This is a genomic window from Flavobacterium anseongense (genome assembly GCF_021608185.1).
GTDB classification, from domain to species: Bacteria; Bacteroidota; Bacteroidia; order Flavobacteriales; family Flavobacteriaceae; genus Flavobacterium; species Flavobacterium anseongense.
Map to the genome: position 1 here is coordinate 100,995 of NZ_JAKIHN010000003.1, position 17,371 is coordinate 118,365.

The window sequence follows — 17,371 nt, forward strand, 5'->3', positions numbered from 1 at the left end:
TGGTGAATGTTTGCACAGTTATTGGGCAATCGATTGCATTGATTTTATTTAAATTGAAAACCCTTGTATACTGATTCAAAAAAACTATTTTTGAAATTATTTTATCTTCCAATGGAAATTAAAAAGCTTTCTATAATTATTCCATGCTTCAATGAAGGTCCGACTATTCATAAAATATTGGACAAAATTAGAGCGGTTTCTCTTCTGAATAACATCGAAAAGGAAATCATCATCGTGAATGATTGCAGCACTGATACTACTACGGAAAGCATAAAAAATTACATTTCAATTAATTCTTCACTAAATATAGTTTTCCTTGAACATGATAAAAACAAGGGAAAAGGCGCGGCACTTCATACCGGAATAGCTATCGCTAGTGGAGATGTTATTGTCATTCAGGATGCCGATTTAGAATATGACCCGCAGGAATACAACATTTTATTAAAACCAATAATTGATGGCGTTGCCGATGTCGTTTATGGCAGCCGGTTTATGGGTGGAAATCCACATCGTATCTTGTTCTTCTGGCACAGCATTGGGAACAAATTCCTGACCTTTTTGAGCAATATGTTTTCCAATTTGAATTTGACCGATATGGAGACCTGCTATAAAATGTTCCATTCCGAAATTTTAAAATCCATTAAACTAAAAGAAAAACGTTTTGGTTTTGAACCCGAAGTGACTCAAAAAGTAGCCCGAATTCCAAAAATCAGAATTTATGAAGTTGGCATAAGCTATTATGGAAGAACATTTGAAGAAGGCAAAAAAATCAACTGGAAAGACGGTTTTCATGCCATTTATTGTATACTGAGATACGGTCTTTTCAGGTAAGTCTATACGAAAGGCTTACGATTTCGTTTCTCCAAATAATGATGCCAAAGCATAAAAGTTGCCATGGTTCTGTAGGGTTTCCAATTTTCTGAAAGCTTTTCCATTTCCTCTTTGGTGTGAATGTCAAACAATTCCTTGATTGTATTTACAACAGCAATATCGCCTAGCGGAATAATATCAGGTGATTGCAGGGCAAACATCAAATACACATCGATGGTCCAATGACCAATTCCTTTGATTTTAATGAGTTCACTTCTAACTTCATCAGCTGATTTTGAAGTAAAGCTCTCTAAATCCAATTCGGACGAAACGGCTTCCGATAGTATTTTCAGATACCTTATTTTTTGTCGGCTAACGCCACAACTTTTCAAATCTTCATCAGGACACTTGATTATTGTTTCGGGAGAAACTGTTCCTAAAAGATTTTCTATTTTTAAAAAACAGGCTTTCGCCGAATCAATAGAAACCTGCTGTTCGAGGATTAATTTGCAAAGTGTAACAAATCCGGATGGTCTTGACGGAATAAAAAAAGTGTCATATTGCTGCTGCAAGTTTTTGAAAACAGGCTCTTTGGCAACCAAAAATGAAATGGCTTCTTTCATAACAATTACAAGCTGAAATGAATTACTTCGTCAATTCGCTACGCTCGGGTCAGCTTAAAAATAGAATCCGAATGACCCTTTTACAGTAAAGTTATTGGTGTCAGGAATGTCTCTATAGTTGGCTCTCCAGGCAAAATCGAGGCGGAATACTTTAAAGATATTTCCAATTCCGGCATTGTATTCCCAATACGGTTTTTCTGGAGCCTGATAAATTAGGTTGGAAGCGTTGATAAATCGGTTTTCATCACTAACTGTTCCGTAAACTCCTTTTATACCTACAATTTCTCTTAAATTGAGTTTTCTTAAACCCGGAATTCTGGCAAATATTTTCCCCTGGAAATTGTGTTCCCATTTTAATGTGGCATACTCATCGGTTACAAATTCGTAGAAATTCAGGTTGCTGAATGTATTATCAATAATAAAAAGTGTCTGATTTCCCGGAACTACACTTAATAACCCCAACGGAATCTTTCCAAAAGTTTTTCCAACTTCGACAGTAACGGTAGAACGTCCAAGTGGTCCAATAATAATAGGCTGTTTGTAATACAATTGAATCTTTTGGTAGCTGAAATCACTATTGATAAATCCTTTAAAGCCTTGGCTGTAATTCAGGAAAATACGGCTATACGGGTTATCAACATCACGTCTTTCAACGCCATATCCAATTGTTTTTTTCTTTGGTGTAAGTTCAATCTGGAAGTTCAATTCCGATTGTGTTACACTACTGTTTGTAGATGTCTGTGTGTCATCTGTAAAATAATCAAGCATGAAAGTGTCTGAAGCCGACTTCAATGTTCGGTAGGAAAATCCAAGCTGGAAGGTTACATTTTTAATTGGCTCAATCTCTGCTGCCAAAGTACTGAGATTAATATTGGTTAACTTACCGTTAGAACCAGTAGTAAATAATCCTGAAGAAGCATAACTTCGACCTAAAACATCATTGGTTGTTGTTAAACTGGCGCCTATTTGCTCTACATCTCGCCTATTTCCTCCCGAAATAATAATTCGGTTTTTCTTGTCAATCATCCATTTTCCGGAAACTCCATATTTTACTTTATTGTCTCTAAAACCATAGGCTGTATATCCTTGTAATCTCCATAAATCATTTGGCCCAAAATAAGTTCTGACTCCAGCTCTGACTCTCCAACCTTCCACTTCATTGTTTCCAATGGTTGAGAATATTGGTCCATAATCTAAATGATATTTCGGAATTTCGATATAACCGCTTCCAAGAATGGAAACCAAACTATACAACTGTTTGAATCGTTTTACCGTTTTGAGCGTGTCAATCATGGCATAGATTTTCTTCTCGTCTTTGTTGAGTTTTTCAAATCGGTTTTCTTCCCAATACTCATTCGATCTGGCGTAAACCTCATTGTTTATATAGTTGACTTCTTCTTTATAGAATTTGTCTGATTTCTTTTCATTAAACTTGAAATTTCTATACAAGGTTGTACGTTTTCCATAAACTCCTTTTGACTCTTCTTTCTTTCTCAACGCAAAATCAGACATCATATAATCTCTGGTTGGGAGAAAAATTGAATCGTTCAATACTTCGTATTCCTGCTCCAAATAAATATCTTTTACCCAGTTAATATTGGCACTTTTGGTAATGGCCATATTTATTTTCTTGATGGCAAAAGTCGTATCGTTAACCCAAAAATCTCCTTTAAAAGTCAATTCGTTTTTACGTCTTGGATAAAAGACAATGTTGTAGCACAATTTGTTATCTATAACTGCTGTATCAGCCAAAACATAGTTGTAAACATCAATTCCTGTTCGTGATAACGGACTCGTAAAACTCTTATCAAACAACTGCAAATAGTTGTCGTAAATATCATAGTCATTATACAAATCCTTGATAAACATGTTCACGCCATCACCGGTTCCTAAGCCCGAATTTTTGTTTGCTTTGAGGATTTCCCTACTCCTTTTATTTTCGTTATCTCCATAGAAATCAGACAACGATTCATTGATGAAAATAGGAAGATAAGTTTTCCCGGTTACTCTGGAAGTATCTATATTTTTGAAAACGAATTCCATACCTTTGAAAAGTTTCTTTTTCATAAAAGCACTATCGATAGTGTTCATGTCAAACTCTACTTTTTCATACTTTTCATATTCGTATTGCTTGAACATTTTTAGTCCGTTCTTTCTTCTTCGTTCCCAAATTTTTCTAAGAATATCTAAAGCCGGATTGTTCTTTTTGGATGTTTTTCCGGCAAAAATCTTCACTTCTTTCAAAGCATTCCCTTCGGTTAGAATTACCTTAAAATCATAATTTACCTTTTCGGGCAACTTTACTGTTTTATCCGGAAAGCCAACAAAGGACACTACTAATTCGGTGTAATTATCCGGTGATTCTATATAAAACCGACCATCTTCGTTTGAAACGACTCCGGTTTTAGAGCCTTTAAACACAACATTGGCGTAAGGAATAGGCTGCTTGGAATTATCAAGTATAACGCCACTCACTTTGGTTTGGGCCGTCAAAACTGTAGTGAAGACAAATAAAAATAAACTAAAATAAATCTTTTTCATAGGCATAAAAAAACTCCACCAAATCTATGATTGATGAAGTTTCAAATATAAGTATTTAGATAATTAGATTTTTAGACTTCTTAGATTTTTAGATTTTTTTCTATCCTTCTAATAATCTAACGATCTAACTGTCTATTTATAAGTTACTTTTTTAACAGCTTTAACTACATCTTCAGCATTTGGCAACCATTCTTTTAATAAAGTTGGTGAATACGGCGCAGGTGTATCAGCCGTCGTAATTCTTTGAATTGGCGCATCCAAATAATCGAAAGCGCGTTCCTGAACCATATAGGTAATTTCAGAAGCAACGCTGGCAAACGGCCACGCTTCTTCCAAAACTACTAATCGGTTTGTTTTTTTAACCGAAGTAATGATGGCATCATAATCCATTGGGCGAACCGTTCTCAAATCGATTATTTCGCAGGAGATTCCTTCTTTCGCTAATTCGTCAGCAGCAATGAAAGCTTCTTTGATAATTTTTCCAAAAGAAACAATCGTTACGTCTGTTCCTTCTCTTTTGATATCGGCAACACCAAGCGGAATAGTATATTCTCCTTCCGGCACTTCGCCTTTGTCACCATACATTTGCTCTGATTCCATGAAAATCACAGGATCATTATCACGGATTGCTGATTTCAACAAGCCTTTTGCATCATAAACTGTCGATGGAACAACTACTTTCAAACCTGGCGTATTGGCAAACCAATTTTCAAAAGCTTGTGAATGTGTTGCACCTAATTGTCCCGCCGAAGCTGTTGGTCCACGAAAAACCATTGGCATCGGAAACTGTCCGGCCGACATTTGACGCATTTTGGCAGCGTTGTTAATAATTTGATCAATACCAACTAATGAGAAATTGAAAGTCATGTATTCTACAATCGGGCGACAACCGTTCATGGCTGAACCTACAGCAATTCCGGCAAAACCAAGTTCGGCAATTGGTGTATCGATTACTCTTTTTGGTCCAAATTCGTCAAGCATTCCTTTTGAAGCTTTGTAAGCACCATTGTATTCGGCAACTTCTTCACCCATTAAATAAACGGATTCATCACGACGCATTTCTTCGCTCATCGCTTCGGCAATCGCTTCTCTAAATTGTATTGTTCTCATATAAAAAATTACTTTGTATCAATTTTGGATAGCAAAAGTAAAAAAAAGAAAATAGAAAAAGAGAAAAGAAAATAGAAAAAAAAGAAAAGAGAAAAGTGGAGATAGATTTACCTATTATAATCCGTGATGCTTGGCAACTTCCTTGTCATAAACAGCTGCTTTTTCGCTGAATTCAATTGCAGCTTTGGCACTTTCGTTAGCCTCAAGTTCCTTTCCTCCTGCGTGATACTTCATGGCTTCCAAATGTGCTTTTGCCGCTTCCTGATGTTCCAGTGCTGCATTTTTGTGACTTTCTACAATTGCTAATGTTGTTTCGTTATGTGTTTCCATGATTTAAGAATTTAAATTTTTTTTAGTAAATTGTTAGAATTTAATTTTTATAAAGATACTTCACCATAATTTTTTAAACTTTATACAACTATTTTTTTGTGTTATACAATTGTTACTTTACGAAATCGATATAATACTGAAAAATATTATGCGCGCATAGTACATTATTCAAAATATTATTCTAATTTTGTGCTTCGAAATTTTCAACAAACACATAATACTTATGAAAATATTAGTTTGCATCAGTCATGTACCTGATACTACTTCAAAAATTAATTTTGTCAATGGTGATACTGAATTTGACACGAATGGTGTTCAATATGTAATCAATCCAAACGACGAATTTGGTCTAACCAGAGCCATTTGGTTTCAAGAGCAACAAGGTGCTAATGTAACGGTTGTCAATGTTGGTGGTGCAGATGCCGAAGCCACTTTGAGAAAAGCGTTGGCTATTGGTGCTAACGAGGCAATTAGAGTAAACGCAACACCTACTGACGGTTTTTTTGTTGCCAAACAATTAGCCGAAGTAGCAAAATTGGGGAGCTATGATTTAGTTATCTGCGGAAAAGAATCATTGGATTATAATGGCGGAATGGTTCCGGGAATGTTAGCTTCATTATTAGATTACAATTTTGTAAACTCTTGCACCGAAATCACAATCGAAGGAACTTCAGCAAAAGCCGCCAGAGAAATTGATGGTGGAAAAGAAACCATCTCTGCATCGCTTCCGTTAGTAATTGGCGGACAAAAAGGTTTGGTAGAAGAAAAAGATTTGCGTATTCCAAACATGAGAGGAATCATGACGGCAAGAACAAAAGTGCTAACCGTTCTTGAACCTGTAGCTGCTAACAACAATACGAAGGCGGTGAAATTTGAAAAACCAGCTCCAAAATCAGCGGTGAAATTATTTGCTGCAGATGATTTGGACGGATTAATCAATGCCTTACACAACGAAGCAAAAGTTATCTAATTTAAAAACACGCGACATGTCATTATTAATATACGCTGAATCAGCAGACGGAAAATTTAAAAAAGTAGCTTTTGAATTAGCTTCTTATGCCAAAAAAGTAGCCGAATCTTTAGGAACAACTGTTACGGCAGTAACTGTAAACGCAGGAAACGTTTCCGATTTATCAAAATACGGAGTAGATAAAGTATTGAAAGTGTCTAACGATAAATTGAACAATTTCAATGCAAAAGCTTTTGCTGATGTTGTTAAGCAGGCAGCACAAAAAGAAGGAGCCAAAGTAATTTTATTGTCTTCTACAACCGACAGTTTATATATGGCACCATTAGTTGCCGTAGGTTTAGATGCCGGATTTGCTTCGAATGTAGTTGGATTGCCTTTGGGCACTTCGCCATTTCAGGTAAAAAGAAATGCTTTTTCAAACAAAGCTTTTAATATAACCGAAATTAACACTGATGTAAAAGTATTGAGTTTGGCCAAAAACTCTTATGGTGTTTTTGAAAGCGCTTCCTCTGCAAGCGAAGAAGATTTCACTCCAAGTTTAAACGATGCTGATTTTAATGTAAAAGTAGAATCCGTAGAAAAAACAAGCGGAAAAGTAACCATCGCAGATGCCGATGTTGTAGTTTCGGGTGGTCGTGGTTTAAAAGGTCCGGAAAACTGGGGAATTTTAGAAGATTTAGCTGGAGTTCTAGGAGCAGCAACCGCTTGTTCAAAACCGGTTTCTGATTTAGGTTGGAGACCTCACAGCGAACACGTTGGACAAACCGGAAAACCTGTAGCGGCTAATTTATATGTTGCGGTTGGAATTTCGGGAGCAATTCAGCATATCGCCGGAATCAACTCATCTAAAGTGAAAGTGGTTATCAATACCGATGCGGATGCGCCATTCTTCAAAGTTGCTGATTACGGAATTGTAGGAGATGCACTGGAAATTCTTCCAAGACTGACACAAAAACTAAAAGAGTTCAAAGCTCACAACCAATAAAATTCCAAATTTTAAAATCCCAAATTCCAAATACTGATACTTTGTTATTGGTATTTGGAATTTCTTTTTTTTGGGATTTAAAAGTTTTCGCTTCTGAAAACTTTTTGTTACTTTGCAGTCCACTTAACAAACAATGAATAAAAGTCTTGATACTCAAGTCTTGATACTTACAAATAATGAGTTTAGTAAAACTAACTATAAAAGGAATTTCCTATAGTCAGACGCAAAACGGTGCGTATGCCTTGATTTTAAACGAAGTAGATGGCGAACGAAAATTACCCATTGTAATTGGAGCTTTCGAAGCACAATCAATTGCAATTGCTTTGGAAAAAGAAATCAAACCGCCACGTCCATTGACACATGATTTATTTAAAAGTTTTGCTGACCGATTCGATATTGTAGTTAAACAGGTAATCATTCACAAGTTGGTTGACGGCGTATTTTATTCAAGTATTATTTGCGAAAGAGATAAAATCGAAGAAATTATTGACGCCCGAACTTCGGATGCTATTGCTTTGGCATTGCGATTTTCGGCACCAATTTTTACCTATAAAAACATATTGGACAAGGCCGGAATTTATCTGAACAGTCCAACCGAATTAGAAAATCAGAATCCCGATGACGAAGGTGTGCTTTCTACTCCGGAAACTTTTGGATTAGACAGTGAAGGCAATGCTTCAACAGATGTCTACAAAAGCATGAGTCTTTCTGAACTGCACGAATCTTTAGAAAAAGCAGTTCAAAACGAAGATTACGAAAAGGCAGCGAAGATAAGAGACGAAATTTCAAAGAGAGAAAGTTAATTCGGTTATTCGGAATACAAATAACCAAATAACCGCATAACCAAATCCACATAAAAAATGAAGCAGTACCACGATTTAGTGCGACACGTTTTGGAAAACGGTTGCCAAAAAGGAGACAGAACAGGAACAGGAACTAAAAGTGTTTTTGGTTACCAAATGCGTTTTGATTTAAATGAAGGTTTCCCAATGGTAACGACGAAAAAACTGCATTTAAAATCGATTATCTATGAATTGCTTTGGTTCCTGAAAGGCGACACGAACATTAGTTATCTTCAGGAAAACGGTGTTAAGATTTGGGATGAATGGGCAGACGAAAATGGTGATTTAGGTCCGGTTTATGGCCATCAATGGCGTAACTGGAACAGCGAAGAAATTGACCAAATCACTGAACTTATCGACACGCTGAAGAAAAACCCAAACAGCAGAAGAATGTTGGTCTCTGCTTGGAATCCTTCTGTTTTACCCGATACTTCTAAATCTTTTGCCGAAAATGTTGCCAACGGAAAAGCTGCTTTGCCTCCGTGTCATGCTTTCTTTCAGTTTTATGTTGCCGATGGAAAATTATCCTGTCAATTGTACCAACGAAGTGCTGATATTTTTCTTGGTGTTCCTTTCAACATTGCATCTTATGCTTTATTCACTATGATGATTGCTCAGGTTTGCGATTTGCAGGTTGGCGAATTCATTCACACTTTTGGCGATGCACATATTTACAACAACCATTTTGAACAACTGGAATTGCAATTATCGCGTGAGCCAAAACCGTTGCCAAAAATGATTTTAAATCCAAATGTAAAAAACATCTTCGACTTCACTTTTGACGATTTCACTTTGACAGATTATGATCCGCATCCACATATCAAAGGACAGGTTGCGGTTTAACCATCTTTTTTGACTGTTACATATTAATAGATAATAGTAGTTTTTTTGAAAAAAATAATTTAATTTGGCTAACAACTAGGTTAGTTGAATTATAAACTTATCGTTATTATCAACCAATTATGTCTGTCAAAACAAAACTTAAACACCTTTTAAGAAGACATTCCTTTTTATACAAACTGCGTTTTAAATTGTTATCGAGATTTGAAACAAAAGAAAGTATAAGTGAATTATATTATAATAAACTCAATCCTATTTCAGAAATACCAAAGTGTTTTTTTGAGATAAACACAAAAATTTTTTCTCAGAGCAGTACCACATTTAATGATTTGGAAAAAGTTGAAACAATAGCCCGATGGATGATCCTTAATATTCAAAGAGGACGTGGTTTGGGCTTATCATCGGAAGACACAGTCAAAACAATGACCAAAGAAAAAGGTGGCGTTTGTAGCGATTTTGCTCAGGTTTTTAATAATTTATGCGTAATCAATGAGGTAAAAGTCAAAGAATGGGGGTTTAAAAGTGTTTCTAAAAAAAAGGGAATACAAGGCGGACACTCATTTAATGAATTTTATTCCAAAGAATTAGAAAAATGGATTTTGATTGACACATACAAATGTATTTTCTTTTACAAAACCAACAGCGATATTCCGCTTTCTGTATTTGAACTTTTTGATACCCTAAAAGAAAACAAGAAAGTAATTTTTAAAAATATTGAACCCACCTATTTTACAGACCCTGTAAGGGTGAAGGATGTTTATCTTTCTTCGAACTCTGTACCTTTTTTAATAACCAACTACCACAACAAAACCTACGACTTTTATCTAAAAAAATTTAATTATCTACCTATCTTTATTACACATGGATTGATTTATTTATTAGGTAAGAGTTACAAGTTTTTATTTATTCGGGAAATTAATTTTCAACCAAAATAATTACGACTATTGTACTTTATTCTAGTTGCATTAAAACAAAAAATCCGTCCCGATAAATCGGAACGGATTTTTAACCAATAAACCTAAACCAAATTATAGTGCTAAAACACTATTTTCTGCACCGGCAAATTCGTTATAAGCATAACTATCTGCCTCTGGATCGTTTAAATAAGCACCATCAACTAAATATTTAAACTCAAAAGAATTGTCTTTTGGTAAATCAAAAGTCGCTTTAAAAGTTCCTGTTTTTAGTTTTGATAATTCACCTTCTACCGGATTCCAATTATTGAAATCTCCAACTACTGATGCTTTATTTGCTTCTTTTGCTTCGATTGAAAAGGTAACTTTAACAACCGGTTTTGTTTTTATAACTTGTTTTTTAATAGCCATAACTAATTCATTTATAGATTACTGAGGCAAAGTAAAGCATTAGTTTAATATGTTTTACACGTCAAATCATTTTTAAGAATTTGCTAAAAACTAAGCTAATTTTGAATAAGATGTATAATTTAAAGTGCTTTTAATTTTGTATGTCTGATTAAGAAAACGTTTTCTTAATACAATATCACAAAATCATATTTCGCCATTTTAAAAATAAATTTTACCTTTAAGCCACATTTTCGTCTTATGGAAGCAGAACAACACGAATTATATGAATATGCCCGAGATAGAATCAAGCAAAAAAAAGGCTTGTTTTATCATTTTATAATGCTTTGTCTCGGCAGTATTTTTTTAATTATAGCGAATAAATGGTTAGGCTTATATTCGGATAAAACTTGGTGGACATGGGCTGTCACTGTTTGGGTTTTTCTTTTTATTCTTCATGTTATAAGAGTTTTTGTGATTAACAACTTTATGAATAAGCATTGGGAAAGAGAGCAAATTGATAAACTAATGCTAAGACAAGCCAACAAAATAGAAAAACTAAAAAACGATTTAGAAAATTCAAAACCGGCAGCCGAATGATTACTCTTATTGCCGCCGTTGCCGAAAACTACGCGCTTGGCAAAGACAACCAACTGCTTTGGCATTTACCCGATGATTTCAAAAGATTTAAAAATGTCACTTCAGGTCATTATATTATTATGGGAAGAAAGACTTTTGAAAGTTTTCCAAATCCATTACCCAACAGAACCCACGTTATTATTACACGTCAAAAAAAGTACTCTTCTGAAAATTGCATTATAGTTGATTCGCTGAATGCTGCAATTTCTGTTTGCCCGAAGGATGAAGAAGTATTCATAATTGGTGGTGGAGAAATCTATACTCAATCCATCGAAATTGCTGATAAATTAGATATCACGAAAGTACATTACTCTTTTGATGCAGATACTTTTTTCCCTGAAATCGATTTGAATAAATGGAAATTAACCTCAACAGAATTCCATCCAAAAGACGAAAAAAACCAATTCGATTTTACGTTTGAAACGTATTTGAGAAAATACTCTTAATTCAAATATTGGCTTATATTTGCCAAAAAATCAAGCATGTCAAAGATTATCACACCATATAAAGATTCGTCATTAGGCAAAAAAGAGCAGGTTGCCCAAATGTTTGACAACATATCGGGAAACTATGATGGCTTGAACCGAGTCATTTCGCTTGGCATTGATATGAAATGGCGTAAAAAAGTGGTTGCTTTAGTTGCCGAAAAAAAACCAGAAACAATTCTCGACATTGCTACCGGAACAGGCGATTTGGTGATTATGATGTCTACTACTTCTGCCAAAAAGATTATTGGCCTTGATATTTCGGCCGGAATGCTTGAAGTTGGAAAACAAAAAATTGAAGCCAAAAAACTATCCAATAAAATAGAAATGGTTTTGGGCGACAGCGAAAACATGCCTTATCCAGACAATTATTTTGACGCAATTACGGTCTCTTTTGGCATCAGAAATTTCGAAAATCTGGAAAAAGGCTTAGCCGAAATCTACAGAGTTTTAAAGCCAAATGGCATTTTTGTAATATTAGAAACTTCGGTTCCAACTAAATTCCCAGTCAAACAAGGCTATACGTTTTACACTAAATTTATTTTACCTATTATTGGAAAAATTTTCTCTAAAGACAATAATGCTTATGGTTATTTATCAGAATCGGCAGCGAATTTTCCTTTTGGAGAAACTTTAAACAATATATTGCGCAAAATTTCGTTTATAGAATGTAAAGCTATGCCACAAACGTTTGGTGTTGCTACGATTTATACCGCAACCAAAAAATGAAACTGACTTTTCAGTAACAATATGAAAAAAATAGTAGTTCTGTTTCTTCTACTTTCTATATATGCCAATGCACAATTAGGCAAAAGTATATTCACAAAAGATCCGATAATCAATTTGGAGAATTTTGACAAACAACGTGTGTATTGGGGTTACTTTTTGGGTTTTAGTACTTTTGATTTTAAAACCGATTTTAAAACAAATCCGGCGCCGGACAAACTTATAGATGTTAAAGGCCATTCCGGATTTAACGTCGGATTAGTTGGTGTGCTTCGACTGCATGAATATGTAGAATTACGATTTGAACCGGGATTATATTATGCCAGCAGAACGCTGACTTATTCACAATTTACAAACGAAAGAGATGGCGTCAGAGAAGTAAAAGCTACTTATATTGATTTCCCTCTGATCCTGAAATTTTCTTCGTTGAGAACCGGAAATGTTAGACCTTACCTTCTGGGCGGATTATCATCAACCTTAAATCTTTCGAGCAATTCTAAATCTAAAGACGATAATTTACAACAGAAATTCAGGGTAAAACCTTGGACGCAGAATTACACCGTTGGTTTTGGAATTGATTTGTATTTTGAATATTTTAAATTCTCGCCTTCTATTCGCGGAGTCTTTGGATTGAAAGATGAATTAATTCGCGATGTTGATCCAAATAGTCCATGGACAGGAAATATCGAATCGATGAAAACCCGTGCGGTGCTTATCAATTTTACATTCCATTAAGATTTTCTTCTAAACTCGCTCAAGAAAATCGCAGTTGCGGTTGCGACATTTAAACTTTCCGTTTTTTGGATGTCACCAAATCTTGGAATGGCTATTCTGTTTTTTATATTTTTTTCTAAAGCCGCAGAAATTCCATTGGCTTCGTTTCCTAAAACTAAAATCCCTTCTTTGGGTAAGGTTTCTTTATAAATGTTTTTGCCATCCATAAAAGTACCAAAAACTGGAAGTTCACTTTGTAAAACATAATCTTTCAAATCAACATAATTCACCTTTACTCTGGTAATCGAACCCATTGTTGCCTGAATTACTTTTGGATTATAAACATCGACAGTTTCGGGCGAACATAGCAATTGTGTGACGCCAAACCAATCGCAAAGCCGAATAATAGTTCCTAAATTTCCCGGATCGCGAATGTCATCTAAAGCGATAATCAATCCGTTAGTATCTATTTCGGTCGCTGCCGGAATTTTAAAAATAGCCAAACAGGAACTTGCTGAACTCAAAGCCGAAATTCGTTTCATGTCTTGCTCTTTTACTATTGTTTTTTTGGAAATGGATACTTGTTCAAAAACAGCTTCGGTTTCAAATAAATGTTCCAGCACAAAATTTGATGCTAACAATTCCTGTATTACTTTTACGCCTTCGGCAATAAATAATTGATGCTCGATTCGGTATTTTTTATGTTGAAGACTCGTAATTAATTTTATTTGGTTTTTACTAACCATAAAATACTGTATTTTTGAATTAAATATTTCGCAACACTTGAAAAATAGTATCACAAAAATATCATTATTTATTATAACCGGACTAATTATCTTTGGTTGCAACACCACAAAAAGAGTTCCTGACGGTAAAAGTCTTCTAACCAAAAACGATATTTTTGTCGATGGCAAAAAAGACAATAGCGAAGATGTCTTCAATCAGTTATATCAAAAACAAAACACTTCTATTCTTGGTTACCGACTTAGATTGAATATTTACAATTTGGCAAAGCAAAAAACCGATTCGATTTACAGAGCCAAGTTTGCCAAAAATCCAAAAAAATATTTCCGAAAAGCAAAATGGCTTTCTAAAAAGCAGGTCAAAAGATTAGGCGAATCTTTTTGGTATTCGGGGGTTCATAATTTCCTGAGAAAAACAGGTGAAGCTCCGGTTATCTTGGATACTACAAGCACTAAAAAGTCGCTTCGCCGTTTAAAATATTATTATTATACACGCGGTTATTTTGATGTAGCGGCTAATTATAAAATCGACAGCGTCAGTAAGAAAAAAGTAAAACTAACTTACGAAATCATAAAAGGAAATCCTTACATCATTGACAGTATCAACAGTCATATTTCGAGCAATCCGTTAGATTCTATATATCAATTAAGAAAAAGAAACTCCTTTATAAAATCGGGCAAACGAGTTGATTATTCTAATTTCGATGCTGAAAAAGCCAGAATCACTGAAGATTTTAGAAACAATGGTGCCTTTCGCTTTCAACAAAACTATGTGACCTATGTAATTGATTCTATAAAAAGTAAGCATCTGGCCAATGTAGATTTGAATATTGAAAACGAATCAATAAGAGTCGATGACAGCTTGTACAGCGTTCCTTTTGAATTGTATAAAATCAGCAAGGTTAACATTTATACCGATCATAGTCCGGCCAATCAAAATCTTCCCATAAAAGACAGCACCGTTTATAAAGATTTCACTTTGTATAGTGTTAACAAATTGAAATACCGTCCAAAAGCAATTACAGATGGTGTCTTTGTAACCAAAGGCAATTATTTTTCGGATAATAAAACGACCTTGACATCAAAGTATTTGAGCAATCTTAAAGTTTTCAATTATCCATTGATTCAATATATTGAAGATAAAAATGAAAAAAACGGCTTAATTGCGAATATTTATTTATCGCCAAGAAAAAAGTATACGTTTGGTTTTTCAACCGATTTTATTCATTCCAACATACAGGATTTCGGAATATCCGGAAATACTTTTTTGAGTATCCGAAACGTTTTCAATGGTGCTGAAACTTTTGAAATTGGAACCAGAGGAAGTATTGGCGCCTCTAAAGATTTTGCCAATCCAAACAATAATTTTTTCAACATTTCAGAAATTGGAGCGGATGCCAGATTGAATTTCCCGCGATTGTTTTTGCCTTTCAAAACAGATAAAATCATTCCGAAAACCATGATTCCTTACACTACAATCAGTGTAGGTTACTCGAAACAAACCAACATCGGATTAGACAAACAAAACTTCACCAGTTCACTGGTTTATAATTGGACGCCAAAAAAAAATACAACTTTCCGATTTGATTTGTTTAATGTGCAGTTTGTAAAGAATATAAATCCGGGTAACTATTTTAATGTATATCGTTCTTCTTATAAAGCTTTAAATCAATTTGCAATTAATTATGGTGCAGATACGGCTTATTTTCAAGGTGGAGATTATGCTAACGGTTTAATAATTAATGACGGAGTCAACGGTTTCCTAAACGATGTTAACAATGGTGTGATTGTACCTTCAGCCAATGACACTAAAGCCATCAATAGCATCGTTGAACAAAAAAGAAGATTAACCGAAGACAATTTAATTGTTGCTTCGAGTATTGCCTTTTCAAAAACATCTCAAAAAGATTTATCCGATAACACTTTTTATGCCATCAAAGCAAAGGTAGAATCAGCCGGAAACTTAATGTCACTGATTGCCGGTGCTTCAAATCAAACTCAAAACAATTCGAAAACAGCTTTTGGCGTTGAATTTTCGCAGTACATTAAAACCGAGTTTGAGTATATAAAACACTGGGATTTACGACGTAAAAAAGTATTGGCCACCAAAGCATTTGCAGGAGTCGCGATTCCTTATGGCAACTCGAATAGCGTTCCGTTTTCGCGAAGTTATTTTGCCGGTGGAACAAACGATATCAGAGCATGGCAATCCTACGGTTTAGGTCCGGGTAAAACGGGTTCGGTTAATGATTTTAACGAAGCCAACATGAAATTGCTGTTTAGCACCGAATTCCGTTTCAATATTTTCCAAAAGTTAAATGGTGCTTTTTTTGTTGATACCGGAAATATTTGGAATATCAGTGATATTGCCACCAATAACAATAAAGATGCTATTTTTTCAGGTTTAAAATCGTTAGAAAACATTGCTGTTGGTTCCGGTTTCGGATTTAGATATGATTTCAATTTCTTTATAGTCCGAATAGATTTGGGTTTCAAAACCTACAATCCTGCTAATCCGGAAAACGAAAAATGGTTGAAAGAAATGCGTTTTGATAAATCCGTTTTAAATATTGGAATAAATTATCCTTTCTAAAATTAGAAATTATTATTTTTGTAAACTTAACTTAAAAACGACACAAACAATGGCTCACAATATAAAACCTGGAGTAGCAACAGGAGATGAAGTTCAAGCAATTTTTGCTTACGCGAAAGAAAAAGGATTTGCACTTCCTGCAGTAAACGTAATTGGTTCAAGTACAATTAATGGTGTTTTAGAAACTGCAGCAAAATTAAATGCTCCCGTTATTATTCAATTTTCTAATGGCGGTGCCGCTTATAATGCAGGAAAAGGACTTTCGAATGCCGGAGAAAAAGCAGCTATCGCAGGTGGAATTGCAGGAGCAAAACACATTCATACTTTAGCAGAAGCATATGGCGCTACTGTTATTCTTCATACAGATCATTGCGCTAAAAAATTATTGCCTTGGATTGATGGTTTGTTAGATGCTTCTGAAAAGCATTTTGCCGAAACCGGAAAACCATTGTATTCTTCACACATGATTGATTTATCAGAAGAACCTATCGAAGAAAATATCGAAATCTGTAAAACCTATTTGGCACGAATGAGCAAAATGGGAATGACCTTAGAAATCGAACTTGGAATTACAGGTGGTGAAGAAGATGGTGTTGACAATTCAGATGTTGACAGCTCAAAATTATACACACAACCGGAAGAAGTAGCTTATGCTTATGAAGAGTTGATGAAAGTTTCTCCAAAATTTACTATCGCGGCAGCTTTCGGAAATGTTCACGGAGTTTACAAACCGGGAAATGTGAAACTGACTCCGAAAATCTTGAAAAATTCCCAGGATTATGTTCAGAATAAATTCAACACAGGTCACAATCCGGTTGATTTTGTTTTCCATGGTGGTTCTGGTTCTACTCTTGAAGAAATCAGAGAAGGAATTTCTTATGGTGTTATCAAAATGAATATCGATACTGATTTACAATTTGCGTTTACCGAAGGAATCCGAGATTATATGGTAAACAACATTGATTACCTAAGAACTCAAATCGGAAATCCGGACGGAGCAGATTCTCCAAATAAAAAACACTACGATCCAAGAAAATGGATACGCGAAGGCGAACTGACTTTCAACAAAAGATTAGAAGAAGCATTTGCTGACTTGAACAACGTTAACACATTGTAAAT

The 17,371-nt window shown here is 34.9% G+C and carries 18 protein-coding genes; 12 read left to right on the forward strand and 6 right to left on the reverse strand.

Annotated features, from left to right (window positions below):
• The first annotated feature begins 111 nt into the window (after positions 1–111).
• Positions 112–831, forward strand: a complete 720-nt coding sequence (locus tag L1S35_RS05585; RefSeq protein ID WP_236398343.1) for a glycosyltransferase family 2 protein — start codon at positions 112–114, stop codon at positions 829–831.
• A 2-nt stretch (positions 832–833) separates the two neighbouring features.
• On the opposite strand, the gene L1S35_RS05590 is transcribed toward L1S35_RS05585, so the two are convergent.
• From L1S35_RS05590 to L1S35_RS05605, 4 genes are all read right to left on the reverse strand, one after another.
• Positions 834–1,433 (reverse strand): DNA-3-methyladenine glycosylase family protein, encoded by a 600-nt coding sequence (locus L1S35_RS05590; protein WP_236397626.1) that lies wholly within the window; start codon positions 1,431–1,433, stop codon positions 834–836.
• A 54-nt stretch (positions 1,434–1,487) separates the two neighbouring features.
• Positions 1,488–3,974, reverse strand: a complete 2,487-nt coding sequence (locus L1S35_RS05595; RefSeq protein WP_236397630.1) for a DUF5686 and carboxypeptidase-like regulatory domain-containing protein — start codon at positions 3,972–3,974, stop codon at positions 1,488–1,490.
• 132 nt (positions 3,975–4,106) lie between these two features.
• Positions 4,107–5,084 carry a pyruvate dehydrogenase complex E1 component subunit beta gene (locus L1S35_RS05600; RefSeq protein WP_236397632.1) on the reverse strand — a complete coding sequence of 326 codons (978 nt, stop codon included), beginning with the start codon at positions 5,082–5,084 and terminating at the stop codon, positions 4,107–4,109.
• 114 nt (positions 5,085–5,198) lie between these two features.
• A complete protein-coding gene (locus L1S35_RS05605) occupies positions 5,199–5,414 on the reverse strand; it encodes a hypothetical protein (protein ID WP_236397635.1) in 216 nt (71 codons plus the stop codon).
• A gap of 223 nt (positions 5,415–5,637) precedes the next feature.
• Between L1S35_RS05605 and L1S35_RS05610 the strand changes: the two genes are divergently transcribed.
• The 5 genes from L1S35_RS05610 (at position 5,638) to L1S35_RS05630 (ending at position 9,986) form a co-directional block, all read left to right on the forward strand.
• Complete coding sequence (locus L1S35_RS05610; protein WP_236397637.1) at positions 5,638–6,384, forward strand: electron transfer flavoprotein subunit beta/FixA family protein; 747 nt, start codon at positions 5,638–5,640, stop codon at positions 6,382–6,384.
• A 16-nt stretch (positions 6,385–6,400) separates the two neighbouring features.
• Positions 6,401–7,369 carry an electron transfer flavoprotein subunit alpha/FixB family protein gene (locus L1S35_RS05615; RefSeq protein ID WP_236397640.1) on the forward strand — a complete coding sequence of 323 codons (969 nt, stop codon included), beginning with the start codon at positions 6,401–6,403 and terminating at the stop codon, positions 7,367–7,369.
• A 176-nt stretch (positions 7,370–7,545) separates the two neighbouring features.
• A complete protein-coding gene (locus L1S35_RS05620) occupies positions 7,546–8,172 on the forward strand; it encodes a bifunctional nuclease family protein (protein WP_236397643.1) in 627 nt (208 codons plus the stop codon).
• A 57-nt stretch (positions 8,173–8,229) separates the two neighbouring features.
• The gene (locus L1S35_RS05625) at positions 8,230–9,054 is read left to right on the forward strand and encodes a thymidylate synthase (protein WP_236397646.1); all 825 of its coding nucleotides are present in this window, start codon (positions 8,230–8,232) and stop codon (positions 9,052–9,054) included.
• Between the two features lie 119 nt (positions 9,055–9,173).
• Positions 9,174–9,986 carry a transglutaminase domain-containing protein gene (locus tag L1S35_RS05630; RefSeq protein ID WP_236397649.1) on the forward strand — a complete coding sequence of 271 codons (813 nt, stop codon included), beginning with the start codon at positions 9,174–9,176 and terminating at the stop codon, positions 9,984–9,986.
• A 93-nt stretch (positions 9,987–10,079) separates the two neighbouring features.
• Here L1S35_RS05630 and L1S35_RS05635 read toward each other — a convergent pair whose 3' ends face one another.
• On the reverse strand, positions 10,080–10,376 hold the full coding sequence (locus L1S35_RS05635; RefSeq protein WP_236397651.1) for an isoamylase early set domain-containing protein: 297 nt from the start codon (positions 10,374–10,376) through the stop codon (positions 10,080–10,082).
• Between the two features lie 237 nt (positions 10,377–10,613).
• Between L1S35_RS05635 and L1S35_RS05640 the strand changes: the two genes are divergently transcribed.
• Genes L1S35_RS05640 through porT form a run of 4 tightly spaced genes read left to right on the forward strand, consistent with a single transcriptional unit; the run spans position 10,614 to position 12,937 of the window.
• Positions 10,614–10,952: a 2TM domain-containing protein gene (locus tag L1S35_RS05640; protein ID WP_236397654.1), complete on the forward strand. Its 339-nt coding sequence runs from the start codon at positions 10,614–10,616 to the stop codon at positions 10,950–10,952.
• Complete coding sequence (locus L1S35_RS05645) at positions 10,949–11,437, forward strand: dihydrofolate reductase (RefSeq protein WP_236397657.1); 489 nt, start codon at positions 10,949–10,951, stop codon at positions 11,435–11,437. Before L1S35_RS05640 ends, L1S35_RS05645 begins: the two co-directional genes overlap by 4 nt.
• 36 nt (positions 11,438–11,473) lie before the next feature.
• Entirely contained in the window at positions 11,474–12,205 is a 732-nt protein-coding gene (gene ubiE / locus L1S35_RS05650; RefSeq protein ID WP_236397660.1) for a bifunctional demethylmenaquinone methyltransferase/2-methoxy-6-polyprenyl-1,4-benzoquinol methylase UbiE, read from the forward strand.
• Between the two features lie 21 nt (positions 12,206–12,226).
• Positions 12,227–12,937 carry a type IX secretion/gliding motility protein PorT/SprT gene (gene porT, locus L1S35_RS05655; protein ID WP_236397663.1) on the forward strand — a complete coding sequence of 237 codons (711 nt, stop codon included), beginning with the start codon at positions 12,227–12,229 and terminating at the stop codon, positions 12,935–12,937.
• Here porT and L1S35_RS05660 read toward each other — a convergent pair.
• Positions 12,934–13,662: an RNA methyltransferase gene (locus tag L1S35_RS05660; protein WP_236397666.1), complete on the reverse strand. Its 729-nt coding sequence runs from the start codon at positions 13,660–13,662 to the stop codon at positions 12,934–12,936. The genes porT and L1S35_RS05660 overlap by 4 nt on opposite strands.
• A 37-nt stretch (positions 13,663–13,699) precedes the next feature.
• Between L1S35_RS05660 and tamL the strand changes: the two genes are divergently transcribed.
• A complete protein-coding gene (tamL, locus tag L1S35_RS05665) occupies positions 13,700–16,252 on the forward strand; it encodes a translocation and assembly module lipoprotein TamL (protein WP_236397669.1) in 2,553 nt (850 codons plus the stop codon).
• Positions 16,253–16,301: 49 nt separating this feature from the next.
• Positions 16,302–17,369 (forward strand): class II fructose-bisphosphate aldolase, encoded by a 1,068-nt coding sequence (fbaA, locus tag L1S35_RS05670; protein WP_236397672.1) that lies wholly within the window; start codon positions 16,302–16,304, stop codon positions 17,367–17,369.
• Positions 17,370–17,371: the final 2 nt, after the last annotated feature.